This is a genomic window from Burkholderia ubonensis subsp. mesacidophila (assembly GCF_002097715.1).
GTDB lineage: Bacteria > Pseudomonadota > Gammaproteobacteria > Burkholderiales > Burkholderiaceae > Burkholderia > Burkholderia mesacidophila.
Map to the genome: position 1 here is coordinate 3,279,998 of NZ_CP020738.1, position 22,147 is coordinate 3,302,144.

Genomic DNA, 22,147 nt, shown 5'->3' on the forward strand with positions numbered 1-22,147 from the left:
CCGATGTGTATCGATTTAATGATACGGAATAGATCGGGTATGCGATCAGAGGTGAAGATCGAGCACCCGGCGAATGGCCCCGGGGGTCGAGAAGAACTGCCGGAAGCTTCCAAGCGGCTCGTCCGGTGCGGCCCGCCCGGTTTCCATCTGCCACAAGCGGTGCTCATACTTCAACGCGAACATCACGCACAGCATTGAAAACAGGAAGCCGATCAACGCGCCGAAGTAGTTTTCCCCGAAGAGACTCCCGAGCACGAAGGCGATCGACACGCAGGTCATCGTCATGAAGAACTGCTTGTGCCGCGCGCACAACCGCTCGATCGCTTCGAGCGGCATCGAATCTTCCGTGCGCTTCGCCATGGCTTCGCTGTAGGTCGCAACCCGCGAGTCTCGCCGCTGCGCGGCCAGATCCTCGGTTCGATCCGAGAGCGTCTGGGCGCCCGTGCGAACCGTCTGCTTCAACGATTGAAGCGCCCTGTAGATCGGATAGCCCGGAATGAACGACAGCAGGCCGGCCCGGACAACCCGGCCGGCACGACTCGGACGATTGCTGTCGCTCATGCCGCACGCTCCTGGACGACTTCGCCGTGGTACTTCACGACGAGTTCTTTTGCGATGACGTCGATGATGTTTTCATCGTCCTTGGCGCCCTGCTCCGCCTGGCGAGCCTCCATGTACGGCACGGCGGTGCCGCTCGGAAATTCCTTCGCGAGGATCCTGCGCGCGAGCGCGGGCGTCATGCGCTTGTATAGCCTTCGGCGCAGCGCGGTGTCCTTCCCTGTCGTCGAGAACGCCCACAATTCGATTGCCCCCGGCGGGTTGTGAAGAATTTGGGTGACCACGCCGGTCTTCGTCTGATGCCATACGAGGAATTTCCCCGCGCCGCGCACGTCCCGCTGCAACGCTGCAATCGCCGAGTTCGACAGCCCGAAGATGTCCTGTGCTTCCTTTCTCGACTTCTGGCTGCCGGCATTCATGATGTAGACGGAGAACGCCGATTCCGTGATCGATTCACCGTCGGTTTCGAAATCCTTCATGAACTGCGACGCCAGCGATACCCGAATGCCGTGCTTTCGGCCTTCGCGACGATCGAGCGACAACAGCTTCCGGATGGACTTCTTCCCGGCCGTGCGATGCAGCTCGTCGAAGCAGATTGCCTTCATCTCGTCCTTGATGTCCTCGTACTTCACCCGATGCGACTCGTGGTAGATCGACGGCGCGAGGTCGGCGATGTTTTCGGGCAAGTAGTATTGCCGCGCCGCAATCTGGCGCGCGAAGACATACATGATCTCGGCCTGCCGTTCGCCCACTTCACCGGACCCGCGCGTGACTTCCTCGAGATCCAGCGCGACCACGCGCGACTGGTCATTCAGCTCGAAGCGGGTGTGAGAAGCGATGATCGGAAAGTCGCTCAGCGCGTTCGTGATGACCATGCGCATCGCGTCGAGCAGCGTCATCCCGTTGTCGACACGCGCCTGGGACGTTTCCGACGGCGCGAAAACGGAACGCACCCGCTCCGAGCCGATCGCCTCGATCAGGTCATGGAGGACGGGAACCGCGAAGCGCTGCGCGAGACGTGCTTCGCGAATCTTGCCGGCGATGGTCAGGCGATCCGTCGCGTCCCACCACGTCGTATATTCGTCGTGCACGAACCCGAGTTCCGCGAGCGCACGGTCCACGTCGGGGTCGATCGTCGGTTCGTAGCGCTTCTCCGACCCGCGAGTCGAATACTTGGCGTACACCTCGTCGATCAGCATGCCGGCCAGTTCGGGGGCGTTCGCGTACGGCTCCTTCTTGCCGACCGGCGTCGCCAGCGCGGTCAGGATGGAGATGAGGAACTCGCGATCGAACGCAGTCGGGAAACGGCAGCCCGGTAGCGTGTCGAGCGGGTTGATCGCGAAGTCCGGGCTGTTCTTGAGGCGGATGTAGATCGCCTCGTTCCTCCGCTCGTTCGGAAGCGCGTTCTGCAGGAGATCGATGAGGCCGCTCGAACTCACGCCCACGTCGATGATCGTGATCAACGGCAGCCGCCGCAGGCCGGGAGAGAGAATCGCCCCCAGATTCAGCGTGTTCAGCCATACCGACTTGCCCGAGCCCATGATTGCCCAGATCAGGTCGATCCACGCCGTCTGCAGCGACGAATTCGGCTGGAACGGATACACCTTGCCGTCCAGCGTTCTCAGCAGGATCGAGCCGCCGGCATACCACGGGGACGCGGCACGCTGAATCGGCAGCAGGCATACGATATCGGAGAGCGGCGGGATCATCTTCGGCGCGACCGACTTGTCCGTGAATCCCGGAATGGTCGATGCGAGCCCCTGAATGGGGTCGCCGGTATCCGTGCTGATCTGGGCGACGCCCCAACCCTGCATGGCGCTCACGAGCGCCGACAGCCGGTCCTCGCACGTACGCTTGTCGGGCCCCCACGTCGACGCGGTGATGCGAACCGAGACGATGCACTCGTTGTTTTGCCGCGCATGTTCGATTGCATCGAACGAACGCTTGATCGCGCGATTCGTGCTGCTCATGAACCCGATGATGCTCACCATCAGGTTCTTGAACTTGACCGACTCGAGGCCGCCGGGCTCGATGGAGAACTTGATGCGCCACGGTATGTCCTTGCCGACCCGGTTGAAGAGCATCATGAAATCGTGCACTTCCTGCGGCCCGACTTCCATGTAGGCGGCCCCGTGATACTCGCCGTTGATGGACACGAAATCGCCGTCGGCATAGACCTTTCCGGAGCACATCTGCTCCTGGAGGCGCTGGAGATACAGCCCGTCGACCGCGCCATTGCGGGTCTTGCGCGGCGTGTACCGGTCACCGGGAAGAACGGGCTTCCACTTGGGATCGGTGCGCTTGCGGTCGTACGATTGCCGGATGGCCCGCGCGCCGTCGTGCGTCGAAAGGCGTTCGATATGCAGCTTCGCGTGGAGGAAATCGCGTTCCATCGCATCGACGAACGTTTCATGTCGATGCAGCAACCCCTTCAGAATCGCGGTGACCGATTGGGCCTCCAGCAGCGGCTGAACCTTGTTCTCCTTCATGCGCAGCTTGTGCGTCTCCATCTCGCGCTTCAGCTCGTCAGGCGCCATCGAAGACAGATGCGTGTACAGCATGACGTAACACGATTCGTGCGAGCAGAGCGACGCGACGCGATCGCAACGATCGTCGAGCATGTCCTTGAGGTCGAGTCCGATGCGTTCGCAGGTGTCGTATGCGGGCTGCATCAGGTTTTTCACCTTTTCGCGGATCATGTCCGGATCCCGCTCGAACGAGAATTCGATCGAGTGACCGGCCTTTTGAAAGTAGGACGTCATCGCACGCCGAAGGTCGTCCGTGATCTGCTCGAACTCCTGCTCGCCGACGATATCCATCGAGCCGGTCAGCTCGAAGATCGTGAGCATCGCGCACTGCCGCGTGATCAGGATATAGGGGCGCGCCCCCTTCGGGTCGATCGCCGCCATCTGCTTCGCACGCGGATCTTCCGGATCGAGTCCGATCGCGGTTTCAAGCTGGCAGTAGGACGGCAGGTCTGCGCCGAGCGCGTGGCTGGATATCCACGCGATGAGCGATTCGACGTTGTCGAGGATGTTGCTGACGATAGTCATGGATGTGTTCTCCGGCGCAAGATTGTGCTGCGCATCATGTGCACCGCTTTCGAGTCGTGCGGATCCTTCGCGATGTCCGGATCGGCAATGGCGGCGTTGGCGAGCATGGGCGCCGTCCTCCTGGAACGGCGTCCGAGCGATTCCTTTCGAGCGTCCGGGAATGCTTGAGCGCTAGCGGGCTGCTCGTGCGCGCTCATGGATTTGGCCCCAGGTCTTGAGTGGAAGGGATTGGTAGATTTCTTCGATCCACTTTCCGATGTACTCCTTGAATCGCACGGGGCGGTACAGCAGCGCCATGCCGGCGAACACGCCGATTCGCTTGTCCATGTCGTCGTCGTGCAGTTGAAGCAGTGCATTGGCGAAGTCCGAAGGATTCGCGCTTCCCCATTCCGACGCCACCAGCTCGGCACGGCTCGCGAGATGCTGCAGCAACGCGCGCGCGTCGGCCTTCTCTTGCTCGCTGCCCATTTCCAGGACGACAGCGATGGTGCGCTGAAGGTGGTTCACCTCAGCCTGCGGGATGCCGTCGAGATGGATGAACACGCCCTGCCGCTGACTGCCCACCTGGCCGATATGCTGCGTGCCGTGGCAAAGCGGGTCGGCAATCGCGAGGTTCTCGTCGCGATGATCCGCGTGGTTGTCGTTGAGGTGGTGGACCTCCGTGTACTTCGAGCGGAAGCCGCAGAAGGCGCACCGGTTGCCGCCCTTCACGAGAACGGCCGGCCGCTTCTGGCGATATGCCGCGTTCGCCGATTCCATCCCTTCGTCGTCTTGCCGCCAGATCTTCCGTTTTACGGAGAAGACGATATCGCGGTAGCGACGGGTGGCGAAATTCGCGCCGAGGCTCGCATCGGGCGAGGCCATGCCTTGCGTCGCCTCATCCCACGAGACCCCGGCATTGCGCACCGCATCTTCATCGAGCGTGGCGTACGTACGCGAGTCGGTTTGCGTGCTCATGCCGGGGTCCCGTTCGGTGGCGTGTGCGGTTACAGGCCGCCGGGCAGCTTGTTCATGCTGCTTGCGCCGCCGCCCATGGATTCTCCGGCGGAATCCATGATGTAGCCGATCATGCCGAGGCACGGGCCGCCGAGGCCGTAGCCGAAGATGGAGCCCGTCGTGACCTGCTGATCACCCTTCGACTTCTTGATGCCGTTGTTGATGCCCACCGCGGTTGTCGTAATGCCGCCGCCGTAGCACGCGTACACGATCGCATCGTAAATGCTGCCCATGTCGTTCTTGAGCGAGCGCGCGATGCCGCCCAGCGAAATCGCCTCGGCGGGCGACGCGAACAGCAGGCTCGTGGCGAACAGGGTCAACAACGCGGTCACTGCCAGCCGGGTGTTCGAAAGCCTTTTGTCCTGCGGCAGAAATTCGTGCCACGTGATCGCCAGAAGGAGCGCGCCAACCGCGAGCGCGAACGCCGGATTCGTATGCGCGAGCCGGCCGAGGAAGATCGTCGCGATCACGAACGCGACGCAGGTATTGGGATGCGCGAGCGCATGGAGATGAATGCGCGCGAAAGTCTGTTTCATTGGTGTGCTCCGTTGAAGTTAAGAGGCCATGCCGATGGTTGCCTTGAAGGCGTCGAGCGTCGTCGTGATGTTCACCAGCGACGCTCCGCCGAGAATGTGGATGAATCCTTTCCACGCGTGGTCTTCGTACCCTCCCCCTCCACCGCCACTGGAGGCTTTGCGCAACATCGTCCAACCCTTCAGTCCGTACCACCACCCGAAGGTCGAAATGATTGTCAAAATTGCGTTGATGGCGGGCGCGAACACGCCCGCGCCCGACGCGCCCGAATAGGAGACGAGCCCGTAGGTGGCCTCGCCCTCGCCCATGGATGCAAGCGTGCTGTTCATCGCGCCGGAGAACCGGACGATCAGCGCGCCGATAAAGAAGGCGGCGAAGACGCTTTGCCCGGAGATGTCGGCTCCGGGCGAGCCGGTCTTCTTCACCGCATCGGATATCGCTTTGGCACAATAAAAAATGCCGACGCCGGCAGCGACCGTCTGCGCGAGCGCCTGGAATTCAATGATGTCGCGCGCGATATTGACGACGATCGTTGTCAGATCCATTACTGAATGACCCCTGCCGTGGTGTAGATCTTGTAGTTGTCGGCGTCGATGCGCGTCACCTCCGCGGTGCCGATCTTGTCGCCGACGGCGACGACGCGCTGCTTGCCGGTTTCCTCTTCCTCGATCCAGCCTTGCCCCGGAATCACTTGCTTGATGTGGTAGCCGAGCTGCACTTCGACGCGCTCGCGCTTGTGCTTCCCGTTCCGATGCGCGTGAGTCGACTTCTTTTTCGCAGGCGCAGCGGGCGCGGATGCCGCGCTGTCGCCGCCGTCGGCGTCGACATCCGCGTGCGCCACGGTCTCCTTGCTGGCGTGATGGCCGGGGCGACGCTGCGCGAGCGCGTGCTTGGCTCGCTTCAGTTCCTGGCGGAGCTTGCGGATTTCGGCATCCTTACCGTCGTTCGCAGGGGCGCCGGCGGTTGCCGGCGTGCTGGCGATGAGCGCCGTGTTCGGCGCGTCCGGCGTGGACGCGGCCTCGACGGGTGCGGCCGGCGGCGTGGCAGCCGACGCCATCGGAGGCGAGCTTGCCGACACGCTCGCGGCCGCCGCGCTCGCCGGTTGCAGCGCGCCACCGGACGAGGCAAGGGCGTCGAGACTGGCTGGCCGCATCGTGGCAACGGTCGGCACCGGTCCGGCGGGCGCGCTGGCGGGATCCTGGGCGGGCAACGGCACGACCGCTTTCGGCGCCATGTCGCCGGCCATGCCTTGCGCCGGCAACGGCCCGGGTTGTGTCGGCGCAGAAGGGATCATGCCGCCGCCATCCGCTGAAAGCGACGATACGGACGCGCTCGCGGCCTGTTGATCCGGCGAAGCCTTGACGAAGTGCTTGTAGCCGAACAGCGCGGCGACCACGAGCACGGTGCCGCCACCCAACAGGAGCGGCGTCGGCAGGGATTTCTTCTTTGCCGGCTGCCCGTCGTCGAGATCCGAAACATCGGCATCGACGATGTTGTCCGGCGGCTGATGGCCATGTTCGACGGAGTCACCATCGACGTGACTCGCGAAATGATCACTCTCGCTCATGTCGTAATCACCTAAAAATTCGTATCGCTTGAATTATACGTAAACTTCCCGGCGCGTAAATACCTGCTACTTGCCGACGACGTCGCCCTTGAAAAGCACCACGATGGGCGTGTTCATGGAGACGCGCCCGGTGATGGCCGGAATGGCGGAAATTTGCTGCTGGATCATGGCTTGAGCACCTTGAATGCCACCCGATACCCCTGCGCCGGCGAGTTGCTTGACGGAGGGATTGGGGTTGTTGATCTGCGTCGTACCGCCCAGTGCGTTCTGGTTCACGGTGGAACCGGCGTTGCTGTAGACGCTGCCGGCCGCGCCAAGTGCGCCGAGCAGCGCCGGGACGAGAATCCGCTCGGGGACGTGGTGGTCGATATCCGCGGGCAGCGCATTGCTGAGCGTCTGGTCGTTCAGCGCAACCGCGTCGATGCTGTATGACCTGCCGTTGCAGACCATGTTCGTAAACGTTGCCGACACCGACTCGTTCGTGAGCTTGCCGGTGCCGCGCAGTTGCGCCCCCTTGCAGGGACCTTGATCGAGGAATGCGAGGACATCCGACGGCGCCCCGGTGTCGATGCCGTTTTCCAGGTGGCCGTAGTAGCGCTCGCCATCCCTGATGACGGCCGCTTTCGCCTGAGCGGGTTGCGGCGACGCACTGCTGGCGACCTGCGGCGCCGGGGCGGCCGCCTGCGTATCCAGCTTCTGAAGCCCGAGGATCTCCTGCGATTGCGGCGGGTTGTCCCATTGCGTCGCGAGGATCGTGATCTGCTGGCCCACGCCGGCAGACGGCGCCGGCAAAGGCGGCAATGGCTGCTGCTGTTGCTGTGCTTGCGGCGCCGCGCCCGCGTGCTGATAATCGATGCGCTCCAGCTTCCCGCCGTCAGCCCGCTGTTGAAGCTGCCGCTCCAGATCGGCGTTCCCTTCCCGGTCGGAGAGCGCGGGAACGAACGTGCCGCCGGTTTTCTGCGCGTTGGCGAGACCTTCCTGGTTCTGGCGATCGAGCGCCTGCGTATAGTGCGGCGATTCCTGCGACGGCATGCCGCCTTGCGCATTGACCGTCGGAATGTCGATTTCCGGGGCTTTGTCTTTCCGGTGCTTCATCGCCATGATCGCCACGATCGCACATACCGCGCCCACGACAACGACGGCGCCGATGACCTTTGCATTGCGCAGGAAGCCGGGATGCAATTTTCTGGATCCGTTGCCGGCCATCTTTACTCCAGCTCAAGAATGATGTTCCGCGAGGCGCCGTTCGCACTCACGGTGACGACCGGCGTCTCGGGAATTTCGTACACGTGTGTTCCGTCGGCTGCGGTGAGCATGCCGTAATAGGCAGGATTGCTGAGTGTCAGGCCTGTCCGCAGAACGATTCGATCGCCAACCGACCACGCCCGCATGTCGGACGGGCCGTTCTGGATGCGCACCGGCTTCGCTCCGGCGGCTTCGACGCCGTCGAGCAGAGACTGCATATACCCTTTCGGCAGGTCGATTGCCGCCACGCCCTGCGCCGGGGGAATGGAATTCGGGCCGCGTCGCGGCACGCGGACGTCCAGGCGGTAGTCGGTCTCCTTCTGTCCGGCCACCATCTTGATGACGATCGGGAACGTGAGCTCCTTGAGGTAGACGGCGACATTGCCCTCGACGTAGTCGCCGTTCGCGGTAATCGTCATCGACGGAATGGCGCGCACCGGCACCTGGACGTCGAACCGCCCCTTTGCGAGGTTGTTCACTTCCAGGATATCCCACGGCGCACCCGTGTTGTCGATGAAGTTCACGGTCGCGCCGAGGCTGCTCACGCGCACGATCGGCGGGGGCGCGCCTGGAGAGAGATCGACGGTGAGCGTCGACGAAACGGGCTTGGCCGGCGTCCTCGGGCTGGTTGCCGCCGCTCGCTTGGCCTGGTCGATGCGCTTTCGAAGCGCGCGGATCTGGTTTGCCGTAAGCGGCGACAACTGGTTGACGGCTGCATCGTAATTGACGCTAGCCTGGTCAACCAGCGGCGGAAGCGGTCTCGGCGCATTGGGATTCGAATAGACGCCGGCGTCCGCGCTCGGCGGCGCCCCCGCCGCGCCGGCGCCATTCGATTGCGTCAATTGCGCGCTTGCGCATTTTGCTGCGCCGAGCATGACGAGCACGCACATGGACGTCGAGAGTTTCCTGCCCATCGGTCTCGCCTCAGAACGGGTTGCCAGTCACGATGGCGTACATTTTCCGCGTATCGATGATGCCGGTAAGCCAGTCCTGCGCGCGCCGGTTCGGCGCGCTGCTCCGCAGCTCTTCCAGCTCATCGCGGCTGGCGATGAACGGATCGAGCAGGTCGAACACGCGATGCCACTCGGTTCCCTCGACGCTTGAGAGCGGGTGGATGCCATCCATCGACTGCGATTCGTCGGCGATTTCGATTGCCGACGGGAGGGGTTTGAAGCCGTCTATCATGCCGTCACCTAGTTGTTTTGCCCGTTGCCGATAAAGCGGAGTGCACTCGTGGATATGCCGTCCGGACTGTCGACTGTGGGCACTCTCTCAATGTTTGTTTCGATAACGAAGGAGTACGACCGCTTTTCGGTTTGACTGACCAGCGTGATCGAAATGGGCTGTTGTACCGTCCATCGGTATACCGGGTCGCCACGCCTCGATGTTGCTGCAATCACGCCGGCGCCCGTCGACACAACGGACGAAACCTGATGGCGATCACGGATCTTGGAAATCAGATCCGAAAATCCGGAGTTGGCCATCAACGCCTCGTAGCCCTGGTCGGTATAGCAACCCCTGGTGCCGTGCAGTGAATTCAGATGCTCGCGAAGATCCTTGTCGACGAAAGTCAGCGTGAACGTGCGCGTAATGCAGTCCTGCGCGAACTGGACGACTTTCTCCGGTGACGCAAGCGGCTCGCTCAGCGGCATCAGCCGAACCATCCGGCCGTCCGGCGTAATGGCGAAATACACCGGCGGCGCCGTGCGAAGCGTGAGCACCGTGTTGATGCCGAGGGAAACCAGGAGGCAGATCCCCAGAATCAGGTTGCTGCCCAGGAGCTTCGGCCAACTGAATTTATAGAGAAACGTCTCCGCCAGGAGTCGAACGGCCGGATGCACGCCAAGCCAGCTTTTCGGTGCGGAATTCTGGTTAGGTGTTGCCATGATCAGCGGTTCCTACCTGATAGCGGGCGGGATACAGCAAATGTATTTCCCGGATGCCATCCAGCGCGAAATCGGGATGTTTCGCGGTGGTGGCGTCGATGAGTCGGCGAGCGCTTTGCAGCAACTCGATCTTTGCGGGTTGGGCCGACGGTTGCGATGCCCTCGCGCAATCGTGATCCTGAAGCACCGAGACAAGACGTTCCGCGATTTCCGGACTCGGAATCGCACCCTGTTCCAGCCTGGTCAGGTACGGGCGCGAGATGTCGGCCTTCGTGCAAATCTTGTTCGTGTCGAGGTTGTTGATTAGCCGATACGCCTTCAAGAGCGTAAGAGGCTTTGAATCCGTGGCCATTGGTCTAATTCAGCATTCTATATCGTTATAACGGTACGCAAATTATTCTCGGGGGCATATTGCTTGTCAAGCAATTTCCGGTCGAGTCAAGGCTGGTTGCAATTCGTTACCCGAACACGTGCGGCACCGCACGATAAATCGGAAGGGTGCATGCCCGGGGTGCGCTAAGTGGTGCGACAAGCGATGCAACGTTTGCGTGCATTACTTGTCACCGGCGCCGAAATGCATTGTTTCCGGGTCACTACCGCGTCATTGCCTTGCCGCGAAGGAAACGAGTGTGCGCGCGAATTCGTCCGCAGGCTGCCGGACATCGAACCGGGCGTTCTTATAGGCGTTTCGCCGAACCGCTCGAAGAAAACGACGAATGCTGTCATTGAGGTGGATCGCACGCTCGGCGTGCGTGGCATCAACGCACTGCAGATTCAGTTCTCCTCCCCGTACCTTATCGGCAGCCGTCGGAATTTCTTTATCGTTGGTTAACTCGAAATGACCACCGGTCAGAAAGACCTGGCCGAATTCGAGGTCTTTCACGCCGCACTCCATTGTGAAGGCGGCCCCGTTTTCGAGCGTTTTCGAAATCGTGTGCGCGCCATGCATGGATTCATTTCGGTGCCGCCATTGGCATGGACACTTACCCGGCGAGCGCTCGAACCGTTTACATTTGCCGGCTCGCCAGCCTGCGTCGATACGCGATTCGCTTCCGAATTCATGCGACCCCTTATAATTTCGTATCGCATGCATGATACGTGCAATTGCGAACACCATCAATCGATCTGCGGGGCGCCGACATCGGATCGCCGGACGCAGTCGCGCCTCGAAATGTCCTCCCGCCTTCCAGATGATGCGCACTCGAGCTCGCGCAAACGTTTGCAATCTCCGCAATGCAGGGATTGGACCTGCTTCGCGGTCTATTCGAACGAGGCGTCGACTTCCGGGCACATGCGACGCAATGCATTCGTCACCAAGCCTCAACATTCACGCCAATGAATCCTCGCGTCGCTCGAAGACGGCCTGGATACGTGGCTGCGTTGTGTGTTCGCATGTTCGCGCCGCGACTTCGTCGTTGCGTATCAGTACACATATACGCAAGTAAGATTTACATCTCCCGCACTTGAGTCGGCGTCTTCGGCACCCAACCGACGCAATGGCGCGTCGGACGACATTCGCAATTCCGGGGATGACATGGCAACGAACGACGCAAAAATCGGCGTATTTCTGCATTTTTCCCACGTCGCGGCTTGCTTCAGCGTGTTGTGCGCAAGCACGTCGAAGCCAGGCCGAACATGAGAATAGTGGGTCGCCGAACAACAAGACGTTGATCGCACGTTTTACGTATGCTAGTCTTGATACGGAATTTAAGACCGATCAGGGTCAAGCTTTGGATAAGCGTAAAACTATGCAATTGACGCGCGTGACACTTGTGATACTGCTCGGCGGCATCGCTGGCTGTGCTCAGCCGCCTGTTGCGGTGGATACGACGGGGCGAATGCTCGACGCACAGCTCAACGAATCCGCTCAAAAAATCGATCGTCTGCTCGGTGACATCTCGCGCGCCGGCGGCTTGTCCGCGCTCGCGCCGAGATCGGGCAGCGTGACCATCAACGGCGACCTTGTAACGGTTCAGTGGCAAGGGGATGCCCCCGAAGTATTGCGCAAGCTCGCCGATGCAAAGGGCTTGAAATTTGCCGTGATGGGGCGCGCGGTGCCGATCCCCGTCTCCATCGACACGACGAACTCGAACTTCGTGCAGGTTCTCGAAAACATCGGCACGCAACTGGGTGCTCGTGCCGACGTCGTGTTGCGGACCGACACCCTCGAGATCCACTACCGTGCAATTTGAGCGTGTCGCGGTCGCTTGCGCGTGTGTGGCCGGCTGCCTGATGGCGGGACACGTGCACGCGGAAATGTCGCTGGACGACCTCGCGAATCTCTCTGTCGACTCGATGCCCGCGGCCGCCGCGATATCGCCGGCGCGCGCGAACATGTTGAGCGAAGCGGCGCTGCCGCTCGGCAGTCACAGGGGGCTCGCCGATCGATCCGCCGTCCTCGTCGCCGAACTGGAGGCGCGCGCGTCGCGCCTGGATACGATCTACCGCTTCAATGCGCTCGTGATGACCAACGGTGTGCTGCCGCCCGTCATCTCGGAGGCGCGTGACGCGATCGAAGCGACGAACGATCAGATTCGCGTTGCCGATCGCATGTACAAGATCATCGCGCCCGCACGATTCATCACCATCGCGCCGTCATGGCGTGACTACCTGTTGGTCGGCTTGCGCATCAAACCTGTGCAGGAGCTGCCGTTTGCGGCGGTTCTGCCGAAGACCGGCGCCGAGCGCGCCTACTGGAAAGAACAAATCATGCTCGGATACGCGCAAGGGCAAAAGCTCGCCGATCAGATCCTGGAAACCAACCGCGCACGCCTCGATCGCGACTACATCGGCATGCTTCGCTACTCGGAGCTGCTCAACAAGGGCATGGTGTCCGAGCCGTCCGTCGCGGTCGCGCCCAGCATCGTGTCGGGCGACCGAAATCAGCTCAATGTCGGGGATACGCTTTATCGGGTCACCGATCACGGCGGCTTCGTCACCGATCCCGGCAAGTGGCAGGCGACGGTCGGCCCGGCGACGGGCACCTCACGCGAGGGCGCGAAGTGATGCTGCGGCCCGAGCCATTCAACCTCCAGCCCAACTTCGGCGTGGACGCGCTGCAGTCGTTTCTGAACTATGCGGACACCAACGGGGCGTCCGACATCCTGTTTCAGACGGGTGACGTCGTATGGGGCGAAATCAAGGGGCGTCAGGTTCCGTTGACGCAGCGCACGATCAAGGACGGGGAAATCAAGACCCTCCTGTCGATCGCATTCGGTAGCGAGGTCATCGGCGTGATCAAGGGCGGAACCGATGCCGACCGCCCTTACCGCTTCGTGGTCGAGCGCGACTCGCGCCGCTACCGCGTCAACATTTCCGGCGCGCAGATCGGCGACACGGAGGATGGCCTGTCCATCACCATGCGAACCATTCCCGAGCTGCCGCCGCCCCTCGATGCGCTGAATCTTCCTTCGGGCATCCGGGAGAACCTGTTTCAGCCGCGCGGCCTCGTGCTCGTGTGCGGGCCGACCGGCTCCGGCAAGACGACGCTGATGTCGTCGTTCTATGCGGACACGTCGGAGACGAACGGGGACGCGAAGATCCTGCTGTACGAGGATCCGATCGAGTTCCTGTTCACGAAAGTGAAGAACGCCGGGCCGAAGATTCGCCAGATGCAGATCGGCCGGCATATTCCGAACTTCGCCCGCGGCATTCGCAACGCCATGCGATGCAAGCCGATGCTGATCGGCATCGGCGAAGCGCGGGACGCGGAGACGATCGGGTCGCTGGTCGAGGCGTCGCTCACCGGCCACGGGGCATACGGCACGATGCACACCGAGAGCGTGCCGGAGACGATCAGTCGCGCCATTCAGGTGTTTCCGGCCGATCAGCATTCGGCGATCGCATCGAAGATGCTCGGCGCGCTGCGTCTCATCGTCGTGCAGATCCTTGTCCCGACACTCGACGGCAATCGTGCGGCTGTCCGCGAGTGGCTGTATTTCGATCGCGACGTCAAACGCGAGTTGAGCGAAATGCCCTACACCGCGTGGGGCGCCTACCTGCGCGGCGTGGTGGCGACGCACAAGCAGGACATGGCGACCGGACTGCGCGAATTGCTCGATCAGGGGCTCATCGACGCCAAGTCGTTTCGCAGGTATGCCGGGGAGTCGAACGCATGAAGATGCGGCGGTCAATCTGGCGCGACGCCGCACTCGATCCTCGCATCGTAGGTATCGACGCCCGCGCGTACTTCCCGATCCTGATTGCGCTTTACTACCCCCGCAAGTGGACGTTCGGGGTAGCGGCGCTTGCCATCATCGGGTTCTTCATCATGGAAAAGCGGGGGTACACGTTGCCGGTGCTCCTGCGCGCAATTCGCCACAAATTGCGCGGGGCGGTGGTCCATGCGCGCGCCTGGTGGCATCACCGGAGAAATCACGAATGAAAAGGTGCGAAATGCACAAGACCACGATCTACGCCGCGTTGACGGCGATCGGGATCGGCATGGCGTCGATTCCGATCGCCCACGCCGGGTTCGTCAACGAGGCCGCGCCGCAGCAGGCTCAACTTGCCGCGGCCACCGACAACACCCCGGATCTGACCGCGAGCTCGGCTGTCAGCCAGGAAGCACGCGCGAAGTGGATCCAGCGCGGCATGCGGCCGTCCGACGTGGCCGTGCCGCGCGGCAAAGGGCGCGACATTGCGCTTGCCGACATGGCGCCCGTCGTGGTGCCGCGCGATTTCCGCATCGACATGGGAACCGTGGACGGCAGCCAGCTCGTGTCATGGGCCGGCGGAAAACCGTGGGATGCGGTCCTGAAGGATGCCATCGACCCGATCCCCAACGTCGAAGCGACCCTCGACTGGAGCAAGCGTGTCGTCACGTTCCGGCGAGCCGCGGCCGGCCGCAACGGCGTTTCCGGCATGGCGCCGGTGGCGGCTCCCGCGGTCGCGATGCGATGGCAGGTGCTCGCGAGCGACGTCACGCTGCGCCAAACCCTCATTCGATGGGCGAAGGACGCCGGCTGGCAAGTGTCGTGGGAGATCGGCTACGACTATCCGGTTCAGCTCGAGGGGTCGTTCGCGGGCACGTTCGAGGAAGCGGTGGGGCAATACATGGCGTCGCTGCGCTACAGCGACTACCCCGCGCTCGCGTGCATGTACGAGGCGAATCACGTGGTGCGCGTGCTTCACTACGGGGACAAGAAAGAATGCGAAAAATGAAGAAAGGGTCGACCGCCATTGCGCTGTCGGCGCTTGCACTGAGCGCGTGCAACACGATGCAGCGTGACGTCGACCGCGGCTCGGATGCCGCGCGCGATCAGATCGGCAACTACAGCCGTATGACGACGATCCAGACGGCGTCGTCGAACGTTCGCGTCGTGCAACGCGTGACCGGCGCGTGGCTCGGCGGCCGGGCGGTGCCGATGACGTCGGACGCGACCTTGCCGGAGATCTTCAGGCGCAACGATTTCCAGTTCCAGTTCAAGGACGGTCCGGGGGACCTGATGCTGCTCGCGGAGCGGCTGACGAAGCTCACGGGGATTCCGGTGCGGGTGCAACCCGACGCATTGATGCCGCTGTCGGCGTTCATGGGCGATAAAGGCAGCAGCGGCGCGGGCGGCACGCCAGCCGCGGCGTCAGGCGCGCCGGCCGGCGCCGCGCTGCCGCCGCTGCCGAGCCCGGCGGCCGGCGGCGCCCTTGCGGCGGGTCTCTCGGCAACGACGTCCGGCGGTCGACCGGACGACACCAAATACGGCATGAACTACGTCGGGACGCTGCAAGGGTTCCTCGAGCTGACGTGCGCACACGGTGGACTCTCGTGGGACTACCACGATGGCGTCATCACGGTCCGGCGCTTCGTGACCAAGGTGCTTTCGCTGAAGGCGCTGCCCGGCTCGTCCGGCTTTGACGCGTCGCTCGGCCGCGACGGGCAGACGCAGACCGGCACGCAAAGCAGCGGCGGGACGCAGACCGCGCAGAACACCGGCGGATACTCGTCGAACACGAAGATCAAGATGGATTCCACCTACAGCGTGTGGACCTCGGTCGAAGGCCAGATCAAGGCGGTCAAGACCCCGCCGGGACGCTACTGGATCTCGGAAGCGACGGGCACGATCACGGTGACGGATACCAAGGCCGCGGTCGACGAGATGTCGCGCATCATCGACCATGAAAACGCGCTGCTCACGCGCCAGATCGCCATGCGCGTCGAGGTGCTGTCCGTGAAGCTGACCGGCGGCCAGCAGTACGGAATCGACTGGAGCGTCGTTTTCAACAAAGTCACGAACATGGTGCCCTGGGCGCTCACCTTCTCGTCGCCGCAATCGCTGGTTGCGTCGGCCGCGGGCAGCCTGGGCGTGTCCGTGCTCGCACCGACGAACGGCGGCACGGCGTCGACATGGTCCGGATCGCAGGCCATGTTCAATGCCCTTCAGGAATACGGCCGGGTGAAGGTCGTGACGACGGCCAACGCGATGACGGTGAACCGTCAGCCGGTGCCGGTGGCCATCACGCAGCAGACCGGCTACCTGGCGCAGATTTCCCCCGCGCCGGCCGGCGCGAGCGGCAATACCGGCGGTACGCCCGGCCTGTTGCCCGGAACGGTGACCACCGGCTTCATGCTGAACCTGCTGCCGACGATTCTCGACAGCAACAGCATCCTGCTGCAGTTTTCCATGGGGATCTCGACGCTCGATCGCCTCGACAAGCAGTCCTCGGGTTCCGGCAACAACATCCAGAGCATCCAGACGCCGACGATATCGAGCACCGATTTCCTGCAGAAGGTTGCGTTGCGCCCCGGCGATACGCTGGTGCTGTCCGGCTACGAGCGCGAGCAAGGGCAATACGACAAGCGGACGCTGGCGGACGGCGCGCCGGTCGGCTTCGGTGGTTCGTTCAACGGCTCGACCGCGCGCGAGGCTGTCGTCATTCTGGTGACGCCCGTCGTGACCGAAGGCGCAATCTGAGGCCGGGGGAAATATGTCGGCTTCAATCGTAGCCGTCGACGGCCAGCACGTCGTGTTCGGGCTGGACTGGGTCCCGCTGGCGGGCGATACGTCCGAGAAAAAGGAGGTGCGCACGCTCGTCGCGGATCTGGATGCGGCGTTCGAGGTCCGCTACGCCAACGAGCACGCGATCATGTTCGGCTTTCTTGCCGACAACGATGTGCCGGACGGGCTTTCGAAGGCGGCGAAATCGAAGCTGCTTTCCGCGTCCGTCCTGTTGGCGACCTTCCCGCAGATCACGTCGAACGCGATCTGGATCGAGGTGGACGGGCAAACCGCGCGCATGGCCGTTCTCAAGGACGGCTTGCCGTTGCCGTCCGGCGACTTCTGCGGCGACATCGCGGACGCGGAAGACCGGATCCGGCAGATCGAGGCGGATAGCGGCGTGTCGTTCACGTATTACGGCAACTTCGCGTCGGTGTACGGCGGCAGCATTCCCATCACGCTCGACGAGCTCGTGCGGGAAGCCAACGCCACGACCGCGACGCTGAAGCGCGCGAGCAAGGGCGTCAATCTCAAGCAGATCGGCCTGCTCGTGCTGCTGGTCGGGATTGGCGCTTATCTCGTTCTTCCCGACATGATGAAGCCGCGCAAGCCCGTCGCACCCAAGCAAGAGGACCCGAACGTCACGTATCAGCGAACGATCGGCGAAAGGCTGGCGGCCGAGGGAGCGCCGGTGAGCGCGGCGATGCCGGCGCTGCTCGGCGACTGGAACATCGAGATCCTTCAAGGCGGGTGGGTGCTGTCGAAGGTCCTGTGCCAGGTGTCGTCGTGCGTCTATACGTGGGAGGTCGTCGGCGGGAACTTTCAATCGCTCGTGGCGGCGCTTGGCCGCAAGCCCTACAACTTCGCGCTGGACGGAAAGACGGCGTCATACGAAGTGCCGAATCCGGCCGTCAGGGAAACACGCGTCGACCAGCGTTCGCTGTCGTCCTTCGACGACTTCAAGTTCCGGGAAGGCGCACTGAGGCAGGATCTCGCGCTCGTGGGCGCGACGCTGTCGTTCGACGAGCCGTCGGTGTTCGGCGCGGACCCGAGGCTGAATCTCTCGGCGCTGCACGACGTCGTGCGTTCCGGTGCGGTTCACGGCATCGGTCCCGCGGCGCTCCTCCAGAACATCCTGTCCAGATTGCCCGACTCGATCGTGATCGATCGCGTCGAAGTCGCCACGAACGGGGGCGACCCGAAGTTTTCGTTTGAGGGGAAATACTATGTCAGGAACTAAGGCCATCGCGCTCGCGCTCGCCCTCGCCTCCTTGAGCCACGCGGCAGCCGCGGACACGCTTTCGTCGCTCGTGGACAAGCAGCGTCAGGTCATGGGCCGCGAGCTCGACAAGAAGCTTCAGGACGATGGCCCGGGTTCGAAGACCGCGCCGCCGCCGCCACCTGCGGCAGCCGCGCCGGCCCCTGCCAGCGTCGCGACGGAAGCATCCGCGAAGAAGGCGCCGCATTCGGTCGCGGACGACCTCAGGGTGAATGCGATCTACGGCGTCAACGGCGTCACGACCGTCGACGTCTCGATCGGCGACGGTCCCTCCTATCCGATTACGAAGGACAGGTCGATCAAGGGTTGGTCGATCGCCAAGGTGTCGCCGTCGTCGGTCACGTTCGTCAATGCGAAGACGCGCGCGCGCAAGACCATCTACCTGGCGGAGCCGACGGCCGCGCCTGCGCCCGCGCCCGCCGCGCAGGCGCCCGCTTCGTCCTTCGGCTTTTCGCCATCGATGCCCATGCAGATGGGCGTGCCGCCGCTCCCGAGAACGAGCGCTCAGTAACCTGCCCTAGGAACGGGAATCATGGCAACGTCGTATCTCGGAAAGTGGATTGGACGCTTCGTCGAAAGCTCCCATGGTGCTCAGACGCAGAAGCCGGTCGCGCGTCCTGCGACGTCCAAGCCGGCGTCGGGGCGCGGGCACGCTCAAGCACCGCACAAGCCGCTGCCGAGCTTGCCGACCGTGACGTCGGTTGCCGAGCTTCCGTCGATCCAGCACATTTACACGGCCGCCAAGGCCGAGTTCGAGATTCCGGATTCGCTGAAGCTGGCGCTCGTTGCGACGGGGCATGAAGGCGGCACGGCAAGCATGCTCGTCGATCCTGCCGCCTTCCGGCAAGCGTCGATCCACGTCGACAGCCTGCGCGAGCGTCTGCGGAAGTCACAGATACGCGTCACGAAGCTGGCGTTCGCGGATCGCGACCTGATTGCCGCGATCTACAAGACCGAGCGACGCGGCGAGTCGATCGAGGATGCCGCGCCGAGCGTATCGGAAGAAAGCCGCCTGTTCGAAACGTTCATCCGATACGGCATCGACAACCATGCGACGGACATTCACGTCGTCGTGAAGGGGCAGCATGGTGTCGTGAAGTTTCGAATCGACGGCATCATGGAGGTGATGCGGGGGCCGACCAACGGCATCTATACGCGCGAACAGGTCGTCGGCGCGTTCGGCTACGCGTACAACAAGCTCATCGGCGACCGGACCGGCTCGCATTCCTCGTTCACGAGCGACGACTTCCAGTCCGGGATGATTCCGTATCGTGTCGGCGACCGGGCGATGAACCTGCGCTGGCAATCGGCGCGAGGATTCGAGGGGTTCACGGTCTACATCCGGTATCTGCTGAAGGACAAGACGTTCAAGGCGGAGCGGTTTCAGGACTTCGGCTACGAGGACGACCAGGCCGAGATGTTCACCCGCGTCGGGCGCACGCGCAAGGGGATGATCCTCATTTGCGGCGAGACGAACTCGGGCAAATCCACCGCGCTCACCCACTACATCGAGACGCTGCCGGACCGCGACCTGCTCAACATCATCATGGTCGAGGATCCCGTGGAAAAGGAAGTGGCGGGAACATCGCTGCAAATTTCGCTGCAGCGCACGCTGTCGGTCGATTCCGAGAAGACGCCGTTCACCGAGGTGCAGGGCGTGCTGATGCGAAGCGATCCCTGCATCATCGCGCAGGGGGAAATTCGGGACCTCGATTCCGGAACATGCGCCAAGACGCTCCTGGAATCGGGCCACCAGGTGCTTGCCACGACGCACGCCCCCGGCATCATGGACGTGTTCGTTCGGCTGACCAGCAGCGAAATCGGCTTCTCGATGGAATCCCTGACGCGTCCGCGCTTCTGGTCGCTGGTCGCCTGTCAGGCGCTGGTCCCGAAGCTTTGCTGGTGTTCGCACGATCAGTACGCGGATGAAACGATTCCGCACATCACGGAGTTCATCCGCGCTCGCTTCGATATCGACACGTCCAGGATGCGCACGAAACGCGACGGCGGATGCGACTCGTGCGGCGGGCGCGGCACGAAGGGGCAAACCGTGGTGGCGGAGATCTATCAGCCGACGCGCACCTTCCTGCAGGAATTGCGCGACGGGCACGACTTCGAGGCCGAGCGAATCTGGCGCTCCGATAGCGACAAGCGCTTCGACTCGCCGAACATGCGCGGGAAGACGATGTTCGAGCACGCGCTTTACAAGGCCTATATCGGGCTTATCGATCCGAGACAGGTCGAGACGTTCGACCTTTTCGACCAGTACGAGATCGTTTGAGAGGCATGGATGGGAGCAGAACTCAGCAGATTGAAGGCGGCGGCGTCCGATACCCTGGGACGCCTGAGCGAGAAGAACGCGATTCGGCGATTCCGCAGCACGCGGGAAGACTTCTATGTCGACCTCGCCGAAGCGATCAAGGACAAGGAGCCGGTGGCAAAGTTTCTTTCCATCCGCCGCACGCGCGCCATCGAACAGAAGGATGCGTTTGCGCGGCTGTACCAGATTTTCTAGACCGTCTCGAGCAGAAGGGGGGTTCCCTTTCGCACATGCTGAGCGACGTGGTGCCCGACGGCGACCTGATGGTGATCGCGTCCGTCGAGCAGCGCGGTGACGTCCACGAAGGCCTGCTCTTCCTGGCCCAGACCATCAAGAGTCAGCGCGCGATGGCGGGCGAGATGGCGGCGGCGCTGGCTGTGCCGGTGCTCGTGACCGCCGTGTGCGTCGGCTTCATCATCATGCTGTCGTTCTTCGTGATCCCGGTGTACGAGTCGATCGTGCCGCCGTCGAAGTGGAACGCGATGGGGAGGTCGATCTACATGGTCTCGTATGTGACGCGGCATTACGGGCTGCTCATCGTCGCGGGGTTCGTTGCCGCGATGTGGTGGTTCGTCTGGTCGATTCCAAACTGGCGCGGCCGTCGGCGCGTCAAGTTCGACGACTACATTCCCTATCGCGTCTTTCGCGACTATCACGGGGCCATCTTCATGGTCGCGCTCGCGTCGCTCATGGTTTCCGGCGAAACGCTGGTGCGGTCCCTTGAAAAGCTGAAGCGCCGTGGCAAGCCCTGGCTGCGATGGCACATCAACGCGATTCTCGGCCGACTGCTGACGAAGAGTCGAAATTATGGCGAAGCTTTCGCGACGGGCATCTTCAGCCAGCAATTGTCGAATCGGCTGATCGATCAGGCTCGCCGCAGTTCGGATTTCAACGAAGTCATCAGGAAGATGGGGATCGAGGGGATCGAGAAGACCAAGGAGGAGGTTCGCAAGTCCGCGAAGCGCCTCAACCTTGCGTTGATCTTCGTGCTTGGCGGGGTGGTCGCGTATTTGCTGATGGGGACGCTCTATACCGCCCAAGGCCTGAGCGCCGGCATCCGCGAAACGGTTCGTCACCACAACGTTTCGAAGCATTAGCCGAGCGGGGCCGGCAACGTCGCGCGCATCGTCGCGCATCTAATGCGTATAATTGTATTGATACGCAAAAACCACTCACTACTGCTATGGGGGAAATCATGATCACAATGTCGAAACGTCTGCGTCAGCAAAGGGGCTATTCGTTGGTGGAGTTGTCGATCGTCGTGGCGATCATCGCCCTGCTGATCTACGGGGTCGTGAAACTGGTCAACGGCATTCTCGCGGACCACCGGGCAAATGCCGAGCTGTCGGAAATGCCCACGATCATCACAAAGATCCAGAAGATCTACGCGAACCGTCCGAACTTCTCCGGCGCGACGCAAGCGATCCTGGTGAACAACAACGCATTCCCGGCCGATTGGGTCGTCACCGGCAGCACCAACCTCGTGAACCGCTGGAGCGGGACGGTCACGCTCGCGGTTGCAACGATCGGGGCGATTTCGAACAACGCCATCACGCTCACGACGACCGGCGTGCCGGACTCCGAATGCAAATCGATCGTGCCCGGCATGGACGACTCGGTCCGGACGACGGCGGTGAACGGCACGGTGGTCAAGCAAGATGGCAAGCCGAGCGACCCCGCACTGACGGGTACGTCCTGCGCCAACGGGACCAACACGATCATCTATACGTTCAGCAAGTGACGGGGTGCGAACATGGACGCGCTAGAGATAGATGAC

25 protein-coding genes are annotated in these 22,147 nt (G+C 62.6%); 13 read left to right on the top strand and 12 right to left on the bottom strand.

Annotated elements, in window-relative coordinates:
* Positions 1–45: 45 nt before the first annotated feature.
* The 6 genes from B7P44_RS32320 to B7P44_RS32345 all read right to left on the bottom strand — a co-directional run bounded on the left by B7P44_RS32320 (position 46) and on the right by B7P44_RS32345 (position 6,537).
* Entirely contained in the window at positions 46–561 is a 516-nt protein-coding gene (locus tag B7P44_RS32320) for a hypothetical protein (protein WP_084909867.1), read from the bottom strand.
* A complete protein-coding gene (locus tag B7P44_RS32325) occupies positions 558–3,611 on the bottom strand; it encodes a putative type IV secretion/conjugal transfer ATPase (protein ID WP_084909868.1) in 3,054 nt (1,017 codons plus the stop codon). The genes B7P44_RS32320 and B7P44_RS32325 overlap by 4 nt, the downstream gene beginning before the upstream one ends.
* Before the next feature lie 171 nt (positions 3,612–3,782).
* A complete protein-coding gene (locus B7P44_RS32330) occupies positions 3,783–4,568 on the bottom strand; it encodes an HNH endonuclease signature motif containing protein (protein WP_084909869.1) in 786 nt (261 codons plus the stop codon).
* Positions 4,569–4,597: 29 nt separating this feature from the next.
* Positions 4,598–5,143: a hypothetical protein gene (locus B7P44_RS32335; RefSeq protein WP_084909870.1), complete on the bottom strand. Its 546-nt coding sequence runs from the start codon at positions 5,141–5,143 to the stop codon at positions 4,598–4,600.
* Positions 5,144–5,161: 18 nt separating this feature from the next.
* Complete coding sequence (traQ, locus tag B7P44_RS32340) at positions 5,162–5,686, bottom strand: conjugal transfer protein TraQ (protein WP_084909871.1); 525 nt, start codon at positions 5,684–5,686, stop codon at positions 5,162–5,164.
* Positions 5,686–6,537, bottom strand: coding sequence for a hypothetical protein (locus B7P44_RS32345; RefSeq protein WP_157721121.1), 852 nt, complete (start codon positions 6,535–6,537; stop codon positions 5,686–5,688). The genes traQ and B7P44_RS32345 overlap by 1 nt, the downstream gene beginning before the upstream one ends.
* Here B7P44_RS32345 and B7P44_RS36910 point away from each other — a divergent pair.
* On the top strand, positions 6,508–6,723 hold the full coding sequence (locus B7P44_RS36910; protein WP_157721122.1) for a hypothetical protein: 216 nt from the start codon (positions 6,508–6,510) through the stop codon (positions 6,721–6,723). The genes B7P44_RS32345 and B7P44_RS36910 overlap by 30 nt on opposite strands.
* A gap of 51 nt (positions 6,724–6,774) precedes the next feature.
* Here B7P44_RS36910 and B7P44_RS32350 read toward each other — a convergent pair whose 3' ends face one another.
* From B7P44_RS32350 to B7P44_RS32375, 6 genes are all read right to left on the bottom strand, one after another.
* Complete coding sequence (locus B7P44_RS32350; RefSeq protein WP_084909873.1) at positions 6,775–7,914, bottom strand: DotG/IcmE/VirB10 family type IV secretion system protein; 1,140 nt, start codon at positions 7,912–7,914, stop codon at positions 6,775–6,777.
* Positions 7,915–7,916: 2 nt separating this feature from the next.
* Positions 7,917–8,867, bottom strand: coding sequence for a DotH/IcmK family type IV secretion protein (locus B7P44_RS32355; RefSeq protein WP_084906789.1), 951 nt, complete (start codon positions 8,865–8,867; stop codon positions 7,917–7,919).
* Positions 8,868–8,877: 10 nt separating this feature from the next.
* Positions 8,878–9,138: a hypothetical protein gene (locus B7P44_RS32360; RefSeq protein ID WP_084906791.1), complete on the bottom strand. Its 261-nt coding sequence runs from the start codon at positions 9,136–9,138 to the stop codon at positions 8,878–8,880.
* Positions 9,139–9,146: 8 nt separating this feature from the next.
* Positions 9,147–9,839 carry a DotI/IcmL family type IV secretion protein gene (locus B7P44_RS32365; RefSeq protein WP_084906793.1) on the bottom strand — a complete coding sequence of 231 codons (693 nt, stop codon included), beginning with the start codon at positions 9,837–9,839 and terminating at the stop codon, positions 9,147–9,149.
* Entirely contained in the window at positions 9,826–10,191 is a 366-nt protein-coding gene (locus B7P44_RS32370; protein ID WP_133118058.1) for a helix-turn-helix domain-containing protein, read from the bottom strand. Before B7P44_RS32370 ends, B7P44_RS32365 begins: the two co-directional genes overlap by 14 nt.
* A 249-nt stretch (positions 10,192–10,440) precedes the next feature.
* Positions 10,441–10,722 carry a hypothetical protein gene (locus B7P44_RS32375; RefSeq protein WP_133118057.1) on the bottom strand — a complete coding sequence of 94 codons (282 nt, stop codon included), beginning with the start codon at positions 10,720–10,722 and terminating at the stop codon, positions 10,441–10,443.
* Positions 10,723–11,368: 646 nt separating this feature from the next.
* On the opposite strand from B7P44_RS32375, the gene B7P44_RS32380 reads away from it, so the two are divergent.
* The 12 genes from B7P44_RS32380 (at position 11,369) to B7P44_RS32430 (ending at position 22,111) form a co-directional block, all read left to right on the top strand.
* Positions 11,369–12,031: a DotD/TraH family lipoprotein gene (locus B7P44_RS32380; protein WP_157721070.1), complete on the top strand. Its 663-nt coding sequence runs from the start codon at positions 11,369–11,371 to the stop codon at positions 12,029–12,031.
* Positions 12,032–12,095: 64 nt separating this feature from the next.
* A complete protein-coding gene (locus tag B7P44_RS32385) occupies positions 12,096–12,845 on the top strand; it encodes a type IV secretory system conjugative DNA transfer family protein (protein WP_157721071.1) in 750 nt (249 codons plus the stop codon).
* A complete protein-coding gene (locus B7P44_RS32390) occupies positions 12,791–13,957 on the top strand; it encodes an ATPase, T2SS/T4P/T4SS family (protein WP_084906802.1) in 1,167 nt (388 codons plus the stop codon). Before B7P44_RS32385 ends, B7P44_RS32390 begins: the two co-directional genes overlap by 55 nt.
* A complete protein-coding gene (gene icmT, locus B7P44_RS36915; protein WP_157721123.1) occupies positions 13,954–14,223 on the top strand; it encodes an IcmT/TraK family protein in 270 nt (89 codons plus the stop codon). Before B7P44_RS32390 ends, icmT begins: the two co-directional genes overlap by 4 nt.
* Positions 14,220–15,002 carry a toxin co-regulated pilus biosynthesis Q family protein gene (locus B7P44_RS32395; protein WP_157721072.1) on the top strand — a complete coding sequence of 261 codons (783 nt, stop codon included), beginning with the start codon at positions 14,220–14,222 and terminating at the stop codon, positions 15,000–15,002. The genes icmT and B7P44_RS32395 overlap by 4 nt, the downstream gene beginning before the upstream one ends.
* Positions 14,999–16,747 carry a PilN family type IVB pilus formation outer membrane protein gene (pilN, locus tag B7P44_RS32400; RefSeq protein ID WP_157721124.1) on the top strand — a complete coding sequence of 583 codons (1,749 nt, stop codon included), beginning with the start codon at positions 14,999–15,001 and terminating at the stop codon, positions 16,745–16,747. Before B7P44_RS32395 ends, pilN begins: the two co-directional genes overlap by 4 nt.
* 13 nt (positions 16,748–16,760) lie before the next feature.
* Entirely contained in the window at positions 16,761–18,011 is a 1,251-nt protein-coding gene (locus B7P44_RS32405) for a type IV pilus inner membrane component PilO (protein ID WP_084906814.1), read from the top strand.
* Complete coding sequence (locus tag B7P44_RS32410; RefSeq protein ID WP_133118053.1) at positions 17,998–18,561, top strand: hypothetical protein; 564 nt, start codon at positions 17,998–18,000, stop codon at positions 18,559–18,561. Before B7P44_RS32405 ends, B7P44_RS32410 begins: the two co-directional genes overlap by 14 nt.
* Before the next feature lie 21 nt (positions 18,562–18,582).
* Positions 18,583–20,331, top strand: coding sequence for an ATPase, T2SS/T4P/T4SS family (locus tag B7P44_RS32415; protein ID WP_084906818.1), 1,749 nt, complete (start codon positions 18,583–18,585; stop codon positions 20,329–20,331).
* Between the two features lie 9 nt (positions 20,332–20,340).
* Positions 20,341–20,565, top strand: coding sequence for a hypothetical protein (locus B7P44_RS32420; RefSeq protein WP_157721125.1), 225 nt, complete (start codon positions 20,341–20,343; stop codon positions 20,563–20,565).
* A gap of 35 nt (positions 20,566–20,600) precedes the next feature.
* Positions 20,601–21,467: a type II secretion system F family protein gene (locus tag B7P44_RS32425; protein ID WP_084909877.1), complete on the top strand. Its 867-nt coding sequence runs from the start codon at positions 20,601–20,603 to the stop codon at positions 21,465–21,467.
* A gap of 86 nt (positions 21,468–21,553) precedes the next feature.
* Positions 21,554–22,111, top strand: a complete 558-nt coding sequence (locus B7P44_RS32430; RefSeq protein WP_084909880.1) for a type 4 pilus major pilin — start codon at positions 21,554–21,556, stop codon at positions 22,109–22,111.
* Positions 22,112–22,147 lie beyond the last annotated feature (36 nt).

Coding starts and splice junctions, on each gene's coding strand:
- B7P44_RS32320 (WP_084909867.1), bottom strand. CDS start 561: ATGAGCGACAGCAATCGTCCGAGTCGTGCCGGCCGGGTTGTCCGGGCC.
- B7P44_RS32325 (WP_084909868.1), bottom strand. CDS start 3,611: ATGACTATCGTCAGCAACATCCTCGACAACGTCGAATCGCTCATCGCG.
- B7P44_RS32330 (WP_084909869.1), bottom strand. CDS start 4,568: ATGAGCACGCAAACCGACTCGCGTACGTACGCCACGCTCGATGAAGAT.
- B7P44_RS32335 (WP_084909870.1), bottom strand. CDS start 5,143: ATGAAACAGACTTTCGCGCGCATTCATCTCCATGCGCTCGCGCATCCC.
- traQ (WP_084909871.1), bottom strand. CDS start 5,686: ATGGATCTGACAACGATCGTCGTCAATATCGCGCGCGACATCATTGAA.
- B7P44_RS32350 (WP_084909873.1), bottom strand. CDS start 7,914: ATGGCCGGCAACGGATCCAGAAAATTGCATCCCGGCTTCCTGCGCAAT.
- B7P44_RS32355 (WP_084906789.1), bottom strand. CDS start 8,867: ATGGGCAGGAAACTCTCGACGTCCATGTGCGTGCTCGTCATGCTCGGC.
- B7P44_RS32360 (WP_084906791.1), bottom strand. CDS start 9,138: ATGATAGACGGCTTCAAACCCCTCCCGTCGGCAATCGAAATCGCCGAC.
- B7P44_RS32365 (WP_084906793.1), bottom strand. CDS start 9,839: ATGGCAACACCTAACCAGAATTCCGCACCGAAAAGCTGGCTTGGCGTG.
- B7P44_RS32370 (WP_133118058.1), bottom strand. CDS start 10,191: ATGGCCACGGATTCAAAGCCTCTTACGCTCTTGAAGGCGTATCGGCTA.
- B7P44_RS32380 (WP_157721070.1), top strand. CDS start 11,369: ATGACATGGCAACGAACGACGCAAAAATCGGCGTATTTCTGCATTTTT.
- B7P44_RS32385 (WP_157721071.1), top strand. CDS start 12,096: ATGTCGCTGGACGACCTCGCGAATCTCTCTGTCGACTCGATGCCCGCG.
- icmT (WP_157721123.1), top strand. CDS start 13,954: ATGAAGATGCGGCGGTCAATCTGGCGCGACGCCGCACTCGATCCTCGC.
- B7P44_RS32395 (WP_157721072.1), top strand. CDS start 14,220: ATGAAAAGGTGCGAAATGCACAAGACCACGATCTACGCCGCGTTGACG.
- pilN (WP_157721124.1), top strand. CDS start 14,999: ATGAAGAAAGGGTCGACCGCCATTGCGCTGTCGGCGCTTGCACTGAGC.
- B7P44_RS32405 (WP_084906814.1), top strand. CDS start 16,761: ATGTCGGCTTCAATCGTAGCCGTCGACGGCCAGCACGTCGTGTTCGGG.
- B7P44_RS32410 (WP_133118053.1), top strand. CDS start 17,998: ATGTCAGGAACTAAGGCCATCGCGCTCGCGCTCGCCCTCGCCTCCTTG.
- B7P44_RS32415 (WP_084906818.1), top strand. CDS start 18,583: ATGGCAACGTCGTATCTCGGAAAGTGGATTGGACGCTTCGTCGAAAGC.
- B7P44_RS32420 (WP_157721125.1), top strand. CDS start 20,341: ATGGGAGCAGAACTCAGCAGATTGAAGGCGGCGGCGTCCGATACCCTG.
- B7P44_RS32425 (WP_084909877.1), top strand. CDS start 20,601: ATGCTGAGCGACGTGGTGCCCGACGGCGACCTGATGGTGATCGCGTCC.
- B7P44_RS32430 (WP_084909880.1), top strand. CDS start 21,554: ATGGGGGAAATCATGATCACAATGTCGAAACGTCTGCGTCAGCAAAGG.